The 13,898-nt window shown below is 46.9% G+C and carries 9 protein-coding genes; 6 read left to right on the plus strand and 3 right to left on the minus strand.

Annotation, left to right across the window (positions count from 1 at the left end; genetic code table 11):
* The first annotated feature begins 198 nt into the window (after positions 1-198).
* Positions 199-1,347, plus strand: a complete 1,149-nt coding sequence (chrA, locus tag FLM48_RS03785; protein ID WP_179023564.1) for a chromate efflux transporter — start codon at positions 199-201, stop codon at positions 1,345-1,347.
* A gap of 117 nt (positions 1,348-1,464) precedes the next feature.
* Complete coding sequence (locus tag FLM48_RS03790) at positions 1,465-3,132, plus strand: methyl-accepting chemotaxis protein (protein ID WP_179023566.1); 1,668 nt, start codon at positions 1,465-1,467, stop codon at positions 3,130-3,132.
* Positions 3,133-3,269: 137 nt separating this feature from the next.
* Here the strand turns inward: FLM48_RS03790 and FLM48_RS03795 are convergent, their stop codons facing one another.
* From FLM48_RS03795 to FLM48_RS03805, 3 genes are all read right to left on the minus strand, one after another.
* A complete protein-coding gene (locus FLM48_RS03795; protein ID WP_157577362.1) occupies positions 3,270-3,407 on the minus strand; it encodes a hypothetical protein in 138 nt (45 codons plus the stop codon).
* 64 nt (positions 3,408-3,471) lie between these two features.
* Positions 3,472-7,695, minus strand: a complete 4,224-nt coding sequence (gene fdhF, locus FLM48_RS03800) for a formate dehydrogenase subunit alpha (RefSeq protein WP_179023568.1) — start codon at positions 7,693-7,695, stop codon at positions 3,472-3,474.
* A 247-nt stretch (positions 7,696-7,942) separates the two neighbouring features.
* Positions 7,943-8,926, minus strand: coding sequence for an ion channel (locus tag FLM48_RS03805; RefSeq protein WP_179023569.1), 984 nt, complete (start codon positions 8,924-8,926; stop codon positions 7,943-7,945).
* Positions 8,927-9,161: 235 nt separating this feature from the next.
* On the opposite strand from FLM48_RS03805, the gene prfB reads away from it, so the two are divergent.
* The 4 genes from prfB to FLM48_RS03825 all read left to right on the plus strand — a co-directional run bounded on the left by prfB (position 9,162) and on the right by FLM48_RS03825 (position 13,749).
* Positions 9,162-10,260 (plus strand): peptide chain release factor 2 gene (gene prfB, locus FLM48_RS03810; RefSeq protein ID WP_179023571.1). Its coding sequence is split into 2 segments (ribosomal slippage): positions 9,162-9,236 and positions 9,238-10,260, totalling 1,098 coding nucleotides; the frame shifts between segments, so codons are not numbered across the junction.
* A 12-nt stretch (positions 10,261-10,272) separates the two neighbouring features.
* Positions 10,273-11,775 carry a lysine--tRNA ligase gene (gene lysS / locus FLM48_RS03815; RefSeq protein ID WP_028772128.1) on the plus strand — a complete coding sequence of 501 codons (1,503 nt, stop codon included), beginning with the start codon at positions 10,273-10,275 and terminating at the stop codon, positions 11,773-11,775.
* Between the two features lie 1,072 nt (positions 11,776-12,847).
* On the plus strand, positions 12,848-13,198 hold the full coding sequence (locus FLM48_RS03820) for a DUF2628 domain-containing protein (protein ID WP_179023573.1): 351 nt from the start codon (positions 12,848-12,850) through the stop codon (positions 13,196-13,198).
* Between the two features lie 71 nt (positions 13,199-13,269).
* Positions 13,270-13,749 carry a helix-turn-helix domain-containing protein gene (locus tag FLM48_RS03825; protein WP_179023575.1) on the plus strand — a complete coding sequence of 160 codons (480 nt, stop codon included), beginning with the start codon at positions 13,270-13,272 and terminating at the stop codon, positions 13,747-13,749.
* Positions 13,750-13,898 lie beyond the last annotated feature (149 nt).

Below are 13,898 nucleotides of genomic sequence, written 5' to 3' on the forward strand. Positions count from 1 at the left end.
TAGTGACCAAGAGTTTGCAGCATAAACAAAGGATATATACAGCCAGAGGTAATAGTGAGCCTGAGTGGGTTGAATTACTGTTTATCTTGACTCAACAGCTGTGCGCTTTGTATTGCAAAAAGTGGCTAACTAAGTTGTCATCAACTTGTCATCTTTTTGTCATACTCTTTGGGCTCATCATTAATTAGGGGGGTAATTTTGCTGAATATATTCATTCAATTCTTGCTGTTAGGCTTAGTCAGTTTTGGTGGCCCAGCTGCTCATATTGGTTATTTTCGAAAAACATTTGTCGATAAACTGCAGTGGGTTAAACCCGAAGAATATGGCAGTTATGTGGCGCTTAGTCAGTTTCTACCAGGTCCGGGTTCGAGCCAGGTCGGGTTTGCAATTGGTTATCACCGAGGTGGAATCGGCGGGGCAATCGCTGCTTTTGTTGGCTTCACCTTACCGTCATTTTTACTGCTGTATTTTATTGCGGTTACCAGCCAAGCCTGGCTAGAGCAATCGCTATTTGTGGGGCTGATCCATGGCCTTAAGTTGTTAGCCGTCATTGTTGTTGCTGATGCCATCTTGACCATGTATCGCCAGTTTTGTTTGTCGTGGCAAAGTAAAATCATTTTGCTTGCCTCCACAGTGGTGTCATTAAGTTTTACTGGCAGCATTACACAGATTGTGTTGTTGCTGGTGGCGGCGCTTGTGGGCGCAACGGTGTTACAACAAGCCCCTAGCACAGAGCCTGTGGCCAAAGGTCGTCTGAATATTATGGCGTTGGCGAGCTTTGTGCTTTTAGTTCTGGGCTCGTTATTGCTGTTGACCGGAAGCGGCCTTGGGCGAATATTTGCCGACTTCTATCAAGCTGGCACCTTAGTATTTGGTGGCGGCCACGTGGTGCTGCCATTACTTGAATCGAGTGTCAGCGAAGCGATGAGTGCTGAGCGCTTCTTAACCGGCTATGCACTGGCTCAAGCCGTTCCCGGGCCTATGTTCACCTTGGCTGCATTTTTGGGCGCTGAGCTCAACCCAAGCTCACCATTTCTTGGGGCGCTTGTTGCTACCTTAGCTATATTCTTACCCGGGTTATTACTGCTGTTGGGCATACTTAATCGCTGGCGTAGTTTAAGTCAGCAGCCTCGAATTAATGGCGCCTTGATCGCCATCAATGCCTGTGTAGTTGGCTTCTTAGTGGCGGCTTTCTACAGCCCTGTGGCGACTTCGGCATTGTTAAACTGGCTTGATGTTGTGTTAGTCATTGGCGGGTTCATCTGGCTGCAAAAATTCAAACCCAACATTTTGCTTTTAGTATTGGCGGCGGCATCGGTCGGCATGTTGCTGTCATATTTTGGTTGATGATTTTTTAGGTATTTGTTGCGCCAGGTAGCATAAATACAACCCTGAGCTAACTTCTTGCAATAATCAGCTATATTATATGCATGTATTGCTTTTTTGTGCTGGAGATCGGGGTCAATGAAGAATCTAAAAATGAAGAGCAAACTACTGATGTTTGCGCTACTGCCGCTGGTGGTGAGTTTATCTTTGTTAATGGTTATCGCCTATAACATTGAGATGAGCTATTTAGAGGATGATATTCAGTCTTTTAGAGAAAAACTGTTTCAACAGCGCCAGCACCAGCTTGCAGAAGAGGTCGAAATTGGCAAGCAGGTGGTTGAATACCAGTTGTCTTTAGGTGAGCAGGGCAGTGTAAATAAGGCACTGCGTAACTTGCGCTTTGGTACTGCAGGGTATTTTTTCATTTATGACGAGCAAGGCATGAGTATTTTCCATGGCCTTAGCCCAGATATTGAAGGCAGCAATAAAATAGACCTAACCGATCCCAATGGCAAAAAGATTATCGTTGGGTTACTTGATGCCGCTAGGTATGGCGATGGGGTATTTAGCTACCACTATCAAAAGCCTGGGGCCAGTGAGCTGATTGAGAAATTAAGCTTTGCTGCGATGATCCCCGGTACCAATTGGATGATAGGTACCGGTGCCTACCTTGATGATATTGAAGCCGAAGTGACCGACTTTAGGCGTATCGCTACCGAGCATATGTTAGATAAAGCGATAACCATTTTGCTGATTGCGGTGGTGATGCTGACAATCACTGCTGTGGCGGTATTGATGTTGTCGCAGACTATCGTTAACCCTATTCGCTCAATGTTGACCAACCTTGAAGAGATAGCCAAAGGTGAAGGCGATTTAACTAAGCGACTGAAGGTACAAGGTAAAGATGAGATTGCGCAACTTGGCGCGGCATTTAATACTTTTGTAGAGAAGTTGCAGGGGTTGATTGTCGAAGTTACCAATGTGACAGGCGAGGTGAAACAAGGCGCTAATACGATTTCGAGCCAAACTCAACATATTGCCGCGCAGTTGGTGAACCATAATAACGAGACTGACCAAGTGGTGACTGCCATAACGGAGATGTCGGCAACCGCCAGTGAAGTCGCGCAAAGTACCACTCAAGTTGCTGAGGCGACCAGCGCCGCGACTGATGATGTGGCTAATGCGCAGCTCTGTGTTGATAGCTCACTGAGTGAAGTGTCAAATCTGATGGCAGAAATCGACGCTGCAGCGGGCCATATTCACTCCTTAAGCGAGCAATCCCAAAAAATTAATAGCGTACTGACTGTGATTGGTGGCATTGCCGAGCAGACTAATTTACTTGCGCTCAATGCGGCTATTGAGGCAGCCCGTGCTGGTGAGCAAGGTCGTGGATTTGCCGTTGTTGCTGATGAGGTTCGTAGCTTAGCGAGTCGCACCCAAAGTAGCACCTTAGAAATTAGCGACATGCTTAATGAACTGCATAATTTAGTGTCGTTAGCGGTGAGTTCTATGGAATCGAGTCAACAAGGCTGCAATCGATCGGTGACCTCATCACGGGCCATATCAGATAGTTTAGGTGCGGTAACCTCAGCGGTGACCTCTATTAACGATATGAGCACCCAAATTGCCACTGCTGCTACTGAGCAAAGCTCGGTGACTGAGGAGATTAATCGCAACGTGTTTGCTATCCAAGATATCGTCAATGAATTGCTCAGTGCCAGTGAAAACGGCGAGCAGGTGAGCGCTAACCTTGCCGAAGAAGGCGAGAATTTAGGTCGCTTGGTGAGTCAGTTTAAAACTCAATAGCGACGCGGTTTTTAATGATCGTTAAACAAAGGGAGTGCCTAATGGCCTCCCTTTTTAGTTGCGCAGCTTAAATCATGCTGTGATTGACCGTCTGTGTAATACCAATCAGTATAAACATTTAGTCACTCAGCGAGAGTTTAGCGGTTCTGAGGTAAGGCAACGAGTGAAGAGCATAGTTGTTCTACGGTTAAGCTCGTTAACACAGCATCAGGACTGCTAAAACTCGCCATTCTGGCGCGTTTTTGGCTACCTACTTCTGCGTTGAATAACCTCACAAGGGAGCAACCATTGTTTCAGTTATTCGCCTTGAATTAGTTTGCCAAAAGCGCGCTGAGTAGATCAAATTCTTATACTGATTGGTATAAGCTTCTCAGCTTTAACAGCGCACACCTTAAACTCAGGAATTTTCGCAACAGGATCCAAGGCGTTATTGGTGAGCTTGTTAGCGGCAGCTTCGGCAAAATGGAAAGGTAAAAATAGCACGCCGACTTGGGCACGTTTAGTCACAAAGGCTTGGATTTCAATACTGCCGCGTCGACTGGTCAGCTTGAGCATATCACCATTACTTACCCCTAAGCTTTGTGCATCAATCACCGAGATCATCACTTTAGGCGTGGCAATTTCATTCAGGCCTTGGGTTTTTCTGCTCAAGGTTCCGGTATGGAACTGCGCCAGCAAGCGACCCGTCGATAAGGTTAACGGGTATTCTTGGCATGGTGTTTCGGCGCTTTGTCGGTAGCTAACCGGGCGCATTTTCCCAAGGCCTCGGGTGAATTTTCGGGTATGCAAAATCGGCGTGCCCGGGTGACCATCCGCTGGACAGGGCCACTGGATCCCCATACGGCCATTACTGGTACTGGGGTCCATGTTTGCCCAGCTGATACCGCGGTACTGTGGGGTAACTGCGGTAACTTCATGCCATATTTGTTGTTCACTCTGGTAATGCCAATCTGCGCCCATCTGCATTGCGATGTCGTTGATAATTTGCCAATCCGCCTTGGCTTGTTTTGGCGGCTCAACCGCCGCTTGCAGCTGCTGCACGCGTCGTTCAGTGTTAGTAAAGTGCCCGCGCTTTTCGGCAAAGCTAAATGCCGGAAGCACCACGTCTGCCAACTGGGCCGTTTCGGTTAAAAAGATATCTTGCACCACCAACAGCTCAGCGTTTTGCAGCCCACGTAACACATGAGCTTGATCAGGATCGCTAAGCACAGGGTTTTCACCCATTACGTACAGGGCTTTAAGCTCGCCATGGTAAAGTGCATGCATCATTTCAGTGGCAGCTAGCCCAATGCTGTGGGGGAGCTCCTCTTTGTTCCAGGCTCGGCGAAAGCGCATTTGGATTAGTGGGTCATCAATTTTCTGATAGCCGCTAAAATAGTTTGGTAACGCGCCCATATCGCAAGCACCTTGTACATTGCTCTGCCCCCTGAGCGGGTTGATGCCAGCACCTTCAATGCCAATATTACCGCACAGTAGTTGTAAGTTCGCGATAGCGGTAACATTGTCATGGCCTGAGGTGTGTTGAGTGATCCCCATGGCGTAAAAGACCGCTGTTTTCTGCGCTGTTCCTATCATTTTGGCAAGCTTCGCAATGTCAGCAGCCGCAATGCCGGTCACTTTCTCGGCGTTAGCGAGATTGTAGTTCGGCTGCATGACTTCTTCATATAGTTCGCTATAGCCTTCTACTCGCTCCGCTAGATAATCCAGATCATGCCAATCATTGATAATGATTTGCTGCATGACAGCATTAAGTAGCATCACGTCGCTACCGGGCTTTTGCGCGACATAAAGTTCAGCACTGTCGGCAATATCAACCCGCTTAGGATCGGCCACCACCAAACGGGCGCCGTGTTGGGTTAGCGCTTGTTTAATGCGAGAGGCGATGATCGGATGCGCATTGGTGGTGTCTGAGCCGATAATGAAAATCAGATCGGCATGGTCGATACTGGCAATATCATTGGTCATTGCACCACTGCCCAGCGCATCATATAACGCGGTAACGGTAGAGGCATGGCAGAGTCGCGCACAGTGATCAATGTTGTTGGTGCCAATAACGCTGCGGAAAAACTTTTGGAATAGATAATTATCTTCGTTGGTGGCTTTTGCAGAGGCTAGGCCTGCAATGGCGTCGCTACCATGAGCTTGTTTAATTTCGCTTAACTTAGTGGCGATGTAACGGATTGCTTCTGCCCAACTGGCTGCAACTAGTTGACCCTGTTTGCGAATTAACGGTGTCTGTAGGCGCTGCTGGTCATTAATAAAATCAAATCCAAACCGGCCTTTTACACATAACATCCCTTGATTGACCGGTGAGTCATCATCGCCCGTGACGTGGATGACTTTATTGAGGTTTTCATCGACGTGCAGGTTCAATCTACAGCCCACGCCGCAATAGGTACAAATTGTTGAGGTCACTTTTAGCGGCGTTGTTTGGCCTTGAAGTTGCGCGCGCTGGTCACTCAATGCGCCGGTCGGACAAACCTGCACACAACTGCCGCATTGTACACATTGGCTGTCGGCCATCGAGGCACTAAAACCGACTCGCGGGGCACGCCGTTGTGGCGCATTTGTCGCAGTACTTTGTGAGTCGGTCTGCGGCAATGCGTGAAAATGATCGGCTTCAAAGCTAATTGCTTTGTGCCCAGCTTGTTGATGACAAACCTCTACACACGCACCACAGCTTATACAACGGTTAGCATCAAACTCGATAAATGGACTGCTGCTATCTTGGGTAAACTGTCTGGCCGCGCTTTTGGCTGGATCAACTGAGACCTGATATTGAGTAGCATAATCACGCAAGCCACACTGGGTATTAGCTTGGCAACCGCAACTTAAACAGCGTTGCGCCTCCGCGATTGCACTATCGCTAGTCAGTCCCAGCTCCACTTCGTTGAAATTATGTCGTCGTGCTTTGGCGCTCAGCTCTACGGCTTTGGCTCGTGGTGCCGGGGCAACATCAGCAAAATGTTGTGCAGAAAGTTGCCCATTGTCGGCCTTAACTGAGTTGAACACTTGCTGATTGAGCTGGCAACTTAACTGGCCATTTAACAGTTTTTCGATGGCATCGGCCGCTTTCTTGCCATCGGCGACAGCTGCAATCGCTGTGGCTGGGCCTGTGCGGGAATCACCCAAAACAAATAGCTTTTCAACCCCAGCGGACATGGTGTGTTGGCAACCTTGAAAAGTATTCCAGCGGGTGAGGGCCACTTCGCCAGTGGATAATTGGCTTTGTGGGTGGTTAAGAAATGCCATATCAGGTGTTTGCGAAACAGCGGGAATGACAGTATCAAAGCACTCAGTGAAAGTCTCTCCGGTGCTGACAGGACGGCGCCGTCCTGAGCTATCGGCTTCGCCAAGTGCCATTTTCTCGAACGTAATTGCATTAACCCGTCCGTTGCTGTCACTGTGGTTTTGAATCGGATTAGTTAAGAAGTAAAACTCCACACCTTCGAACTCTGCCTCTTCAATCTCGTACACTTCTGCAGGCATCTCTTCACGGGTACGGCGATAGACCAGTGTCACTGCCGCCCCTTGACGAATGGCGGTACGGGCGCAATCAATTGCAGTATTGCCGCCACCAATGACAGCAACTTTACGTCCCAACTGCAGTGATTGTTCAGTGCAATGATCTTTAAGGTAGTCGACACCCAGAAAACAGCCCGCCAAATCGCTGCCTGGGTAGGTCATCGGTACGGCTTTTTGGGCACCAATTGCGAGGCAAACCGCATCATAATCATTGATTAGTTGTTCTAAGTGGATATCGCGTCCTAGCTGTTGGTTGAGCAATATGCTTAAGCCATTTTGGCAAAGAATATCTATCTCTTGGTCCAATATGGCTTTGGGCAGGCGATATTCAGGGATGCCATACCTGAGCCAGCCACCTGCTTCGGGCATGGCTTCAAATATACTGACATCATGGCCATTGTTGCTTAAATAAAAGCCAGCACTTATCCCCGCTGGGCCACTACCAATAATGGCGACCTTCTTGTGTGTGAGTGGTGCTCGCTCGGGGATATAAGGGCTTTTTGCCGCATCGAGATCGGCGGCATGGCGCTTGAGCTGCCTAATTGCCACTGGGGAGTCTACCGCCGAGCGTCGGCAGGCATCTTCACAAAAGGCGGGACACACTCGACCAATTGATTGGGGTAATGGCAAGGTTTGCTTAATTATTTTAACCGCTTGCTGATGATTACCTTGAGCAATGTGGTGCAAGTAGGCTTGTACATCAACACCGGCTGGGCAAGCCTGCTGGCAAGGGGCTTCGCAGTCTGCAAAGTGATCGTCTAACAGGTGATTAAGTGCTTGTTGCCTAAGCTCAGTTAGCTGGCTCGACTGAGTGATGACACGGGTATTGCTGCTTACTTGGGTCTGGCAAGCTTTGACCACGGCAGTGTTGCCGTCAGCTGATAGCACCTCAACCACACATAGGCCACACTCTTGTTGCTTTTCACCTTGATGATGACAAAGGTTGGGAATATCGAAATCTAAACGTTTTGCACAGGTGAGTATCGACTCGCCTTGTACTGCGTCTACTGCTTGCCCATCAAGAGTGAATGTAATCATTGCAATTGCCCTTAGTTGGACCCTGAAGAGATTACTCGGCATTCCATCACATTGAGTCAATACATTATGAGCGGGTCACTTTTTGATATTGATTAGCAGTATAACCATAAGCGGGCGTACATCTGTGCGGTGGACGGGGAGGGATCGATAAATTTGCTGTCGGAGTCACAAAATTCACTGGCTTGTTATCGGCTGGTGGTTGTTTTTTAGTGTGAGGGTTGATTGGCTGTTGCTAACGTTGTGGTCGTCAACGGGTCATTTTTTTTACAAATACCACCACATACAGGGCAATGGTAAAGCTGCCGGTAAAGGCCTCAATGGCGGCAATGGCTCTAGATAGTCCAATGGGAGTAAAGTCACCATATCCCAACGTCGTAAAGGTGACGACGGAGTAATAAATACAGTTAAACAGCAATACTAAATTGGCTTTTAGGCCGTTGTCTAAATTGAAAATATGCACTTCATCGCTGTAACTTAGCCCGGTGAACATATACAAAATGGCACAGATAAAAATCAATGCCAAAGAGAAGCCAATCACCCGCATGGGGGCTTCACCATAACCACAAAACAAATCAATGGCTTTAGAGATGAAACGTTGGCTGCTAAACCTGGGCATTAAGTGACGGCGCATGGTGAGCTCTTTTTGTAAAAAGTGGCCTCCCATGGCAAATAGCCCTTCACGTTCAGCGGCTTTGCGTAGATCGCGGTAAATCTCTTCTGTTTGCTCAAAGTAGTCTTTGGCAATTTCAGCTTCACCGACTTTTTCGGCTTCTTTGGCCATGCGCTCTTGCTTGATAACTTTACCAACATTGATATTTTCGATGCGAGCGCCATTCCACTTTATGCCGAGCAGATTGCAGTTGATAAGATTGGCGCAGTGCAGATTGGAATCTCGCAAATCTGCTTTCATCAAGCTGGCGTTTTGGAGGTTGAGGTTAAATAAGTGCGCACCTTGTAGATCGGCACGGTACAGCTCTGCATGGCTCATATCAAAGCCGGTTTTTTGATGGTGGCGCACTAAGTCTATGCCTGCAAGCTTGGCATTTTTTAATGCAATCCCCCGCAGCATTCCCCCTTGGCGTGCATAGGCTTCAAGGCGGGCAGCGTCGTCGGGATGGTCTTTAACTATTTTAGGGTCGTGCCAATAGCATAAGCCAGAGGGCTCAGCCGGCTCATGGCATGAAAACCCTTCATCTTCGTGATAGCAGCATGTTGGTGTTTTATCGTTCATCAAAAAAGTATAGACAGCAGCAACAAGGTTTGTGAAAGCAAGCGCTTAAAAATCTTTGTTAGCCTAGTTAATAGGCCTAACGGCGAGGTTTTAGACCATGCTGGCTATAGAGCTTACGCTACGGCATATATTAGGGGCTCAATTAGTGTTCATCTTCTCTAGGCGTGCAGGCTCGATTGGGGTAAAATACGCGGTTTGTAATTTTGCCTAACGTAACCAAAAGTAGATTAGAGTCATGTTTGAAGTAAATCCGGTTAAATTTAAAATCAAGGAGCTGGCTGATCGCACCCAACTTCTTCGGGGGTATCTTTGACTACGATGCTAAAAGTGAGCGTCTAGAAGAAGTTAGTCGAGAGCTAGAAAGTGCGGAAGTGTGGAACAACCCTGACAATGCCCAAGCGTTAGGCAAAGAGCGAGCATCGCTCGAGGCCGTGGTGAAAACCATCAATGACATGGATAGCGGCCTAGAAGATATTGAAGGCTTGTTAGAGTTAGCGATAGAAGAAAACGACGAAGAGACATTTAATGATGCTAATAGTGAATTGGCAGATTTAGAGAAACGTCTTGAAGAACTCGAATTTCGTCGTATGTTCTCTGGCCCACATGATGCGTCAGATTGTTATCTTGATATTCAATCGGGTTCAGGCGGTACAGAGGCTCAAGATTGGGCCAATATGGTATTGCGTATGTTCTTGCGTTGGGGAGAAGCCCACGACTACAAGCCTGAACTTATTGAGGTGACCGCCGGTGATGTGGCGGGGATTAAAGGTGCGACCGTTAAATTTACCGGTGAGTATGCCTTTGGTTCACTGCGTACCGAAACCGGGGTACACCGCTTAGTTCGTAAGTCGCCATTTGATTCGTCGGGTAAACGCCATACCTCTTTTTGCTCGGTTTTTGTCTACCCAGAAATTGATGACTCGATTGAGATTGATATCAACCCTGCCGATTTGCGCGTCGATACTTATCGCGCTTCAGGGGCGGGGGGTCAGCACGTCAACAAAACAGAATCGGCAATCCGTATTACCCATTTACCGAGCAATACGGTTGTGCAGTGTCAAAATGACCGCTCACAGCATAAAAACCGTGATGCGGCGATGAAGCAATTAAAAGCAAAATTGTATGAGCTAGAAATGCTCAAACAAAATGCAGATAAGCAAGCAGCAGAAGACGCTAAGTCTGATATTGGCTGGGGTAGCCAAATTCGTTCTTACGTACTTGATGATGCCCGTATTAAAGATTTACGTACCGGCGTAGAAAGCCGGAATACCCAGAGCGTCCTTGATGGCGATCTGGACAAGTTTATTGAAGCTAGCCTGAAATCTGGCCTTTAACGAGAGAAGAAGATGACTGAACAAACACAAGATGAGAACAAGTTAATTGCAGAACGCCGTGCTAAGTTAGAGCACATTCGTGCGAACTGCCCAGCTAACGGTCACCCAAATAACTTCGATCGAAAACACAAGGCAGCGGACATTCAGAAAGAATATGGCCACTTCTCAAAAGAAGAGCTTGAAGGCATGGGCATCCAGCGTTCAATCGCCGGTCGCGTTATGGCTAAGCGTGGTCCATTCTTAGTGATTCAAGATGTCTCAGGTCGCATCCAAGCTTATGCTGGTAAAGATGTGCAGAAAGACCTAAAAGCGACATACCAAGGTCTTGATATTGGCGACATCATTGGCGTAACCGGTCAACTTCACCTTTCAGGTAAAGGTGACTTATATGTCAACATGGAAGACTACCAACTGCTGACTAAAGCGTTGCGTCCATTACCAGAGAAATTCCACGGTCTGTCAGATCAAGAGACGCGTTACCGTCAGCGTTATGTTGACCTCATCGTTAACGAAGATTCGCGCGAAGCTTTTGTTATGCGCTCTAAAGTGGTTACCGCTATTCGTAACTTCATGGTGAAAAAAGAGTTCATGGAAGTGGAAACCCCAATGATGCACAGCATCCCTGGTGGTGCTTCAGCTCGCCCATTCATTACTCACCACAATGCGCTAGATATCGAAATGTATCTACGTATCGCACCCGAGCTTTATCTTAAGCGTTTAGTTGTAGGTGGCTTTGAGCGCGTATTTGAAGTTAACCGTAACTTCCGTAACGAAGGCTTATCACCTCGTCATAACCCAGAATTCACTATGATGGAATTCTATATGGCGTATGCAGATTACAACGATCTAATGGATCTGACTGAAGAGATGCTAAGTTCAATTGCAACCGAACTTTGTGGTTCTCCACAGTTACCATATGGCGAGCACACGGTTGATTTTGGTGGCCCATACGCCCGTATGAGCATGCTAGATGCGATTAAGAAGTACAATCCAGACAACGAAACGATTCAGTCTATGACTTACGAAGAAGTTAAAGACGTTGAATTCATGCGCAATCTTGCCAAAAGCATTGGGATGACCATAGAGAAGTTCTGGACTTGCGGTCAGCTACTGGAAGAGATTTTTGGTGAAACCGCTGAGCCTAAGCTAATGCAACCTACCTTCATTACGGGTTACCCAGCAGATATCTCACCATTGGCACGTCGTAACGATGAAAACCACTTCATTACCGACCGCTTTGAGTTCTTCATCGGTGGCCGTGAAGTAGCTAATGGTTTCTCTGAGCTTAACGATGCTGAAGATCAAGACAACCGCTTTAAAGCGCAAGTTGATGCTAAAGATGCCGGTGATGACGAAGCCATGTTCTACGATGCAGATTACATTACTGCACTAGAGCACGGTCTGCCACCAACAGCAGGTCAAGGTATCGGTATCGATCGTCTAGTGATGTTGTTCACCAACACCCACACAATTCGTGACGTGATCCTATTCCCAGCGATGCGCCCACAAGGGTAATTGTTGATTAAGCCATTGGCTTAAGAATCGGTATTAAAAAACCAGCTTACTTGAAAAAGTGGCTGGTTTTTTTATGGGTTTAAAGTCGTGGGTTTTCCACCACATCCGAGCAAGAGGGTATCAACTGCTATACCCTCTTACATCTCTCTGCCGTCCATCGCGAAAATTTCGCTTTTTATTTACAAGATAGCGAAAGATTTCCATATGGGAATGATCCGGCTTTTAACTTCATTTGTAGACTGCTTCGGCCACCTCTTTATTGTTAAGAGTGAAAATGCTAATGCTTCCAACGGGCCATCTATGGCCCCCGAAAGCTAGACTGACATCCTTGTCAGCCTCACGTTATTTTCTCTGCGCCCTCAATTCATTGGGAACATTCAAATAAACACGAGAACAGCTCAAGTGCACTTGCAGGTTCAACTGATTCCCTTGGAAGTGCCCGAATGCGTTGAGTTAATTCACGTGTTGGAGGCAGGACGCTGACATAGCCTCAGATGAGCCATGGATGGCGATTATGAGGTGCTAGATAATTCACTCTGTAGCACGAGGATTAGCACTTCGCGGGAACGGCAAGGGATATCGAAAAGGGAAATGCTGTTGTTTCCCTTTTGTCGGGTATGGGCGAAGTGCCACGATGTTAATCCAAACGGAGCTTGGAAAGCAGATGCACAGTAAAAATATCTAGTTAATAAAGTAGCCGAACAGAAAGTGGCTTCTTGATTTAGTTCCATCGATCTAAGCAACAAAGCCTAAATCTATAGGCTTTTCCTATAGTAACTAACTCGTTTTATTGGCTGGTAAATTGTATAAATCCTCAATATCACAAGAAGAAAGTTGAAATCAAAATAAAAAAGTCAATTATCGCACTTTCTCTACTGGCTCTAGCTGGAACAGCTCAAGGTGTAAAGCGCATAAGCACCTTGCTAGCCAACTGGATAAAGCGAGGTTGACGCAAATTGCTTACCTATTCCGAGCGTTCAATGCACTTTGCCGAAAGGTTCGCTCACGAAACTATTCAGACATTAAGGCGTGCCAACGCTTAAACAAATAACCATCAACAAGGGTATTAACAGTGAGTGATCGAGTAATTTTCCGCAACAAGTTCAGCGGCAAACTAAAAGAAGTGAAGTTGGGTTTCTCTTGGACAACATTCTTTTTTATGTACTTCCCTGACTTTTTTAGGGGCAACTTTAAAACAGGCGGTATTTATTTCGCTGTATGGCTTGGATGGGTAGCAATTAGCTGCACTCCAGACCTAGAAATTATGGCGTCAATTGTTGGCTTGATTGGCTGCATTGTTTGGAGCTTCCATCGCAATAGGTTCCTTGCAAAGCACTACGACTTAGAAGGTTGGGAGTTAGTTGTAGGCGATAAAGATCGAGTTAAGGCTTATATCGGCCGAGAACTTTACTCAATCAAATAACAAGAGCCTGAATTCAGATAATAAGTGCAATGCTCATGGATAGTTAGGCGAGAAGAGGTCAACTGCCGATAGTGGTAAGCTTCTCTTCGCCAAAATCAAAGCAGTATTACCATGAGCTACCAACCGTTGACCGAAGGACAAAGATTTCAGCTTTACTTGCTGAAGGTTATTCACAAGCAGGCATTGCCAGAGTTATCGGGGTTCATCCCTCAAGTATTAGCCGAGAGCTTGCCAGAAACAGGTCTGAAAAAGGCTATGAGCCAGCGCTTGTGCAACAGTTAACAGCGGACAGGAAGAACTCAGCCGCTAAGTATAAGGTAAGCCAAAAGGCGGTTATTTTTGCTGAGTTAATGCTTGAATACCAATGGAGCCCTGAGCAAATCAGCAATGTGGGAGCCATGATAGGGTTAGCACTTTTCCATGAGTGGGTTTATCAGTATGTCGCTCAGGATAAGGCTAACGGGGGCGAGCTCTATAAAAACCTTAGGGAAGGCTGTTTTGGAAGAGCTTACAGGGATCTTTTTATATCAACATCATGCAGCGTCTCGTAGTTGTATCTGCACAATAGCCTGCGGCAGGCAACTAGGCTGATACAATCAATGTCAGGTTCACTTACATTTGAACAAAATAAAGCTTTTGGTCGAAAGCTTGGGTGTGGGCAAAGCGCCACGACGTTGTTCCAAACAGTGTTTGGAAATCA

The organism is Shewanella sp. Scap07, assembly GCF_013394145.1.
GTDB classification, from domain to species: Bacteria; Pseudomonadota; Gammaproteobacteria; order Enterobacterales; family Shewanellaceae; genus Shewanella; species Shewanella waksmanii.

Bases quoted from the DNA above. Each gene is read 5' to 3' on its own strand.
- FLM48_RS03805 (WP_179023569.1), bottom strand. From the start codon at position 8,926: ATGAACGATAAAACACCAACATGCTGCTATCACGAAGATGAAGGGTTT.
- fdhF (WP_179023568.1), bottom strand. From the start codon at position 7,695: ATGATTACATTCACTCTTGATGGGCAAGCAGTAGACGCAGTACAAGGC.
- FLM48_RS03790 (WP_179023566.1), top strand. From the start codon at position 1,465: ATGAAGAATCTAAAAATGAAGAGCAAACTACTGATGTTTGCGCTACTG.
- lysS (WP_028772128.1), top strand. From the start codon at position 10,273: ATGACTGAACAAACACAAGATGAGAACAAGTTAATTGCAGAACGCCGT.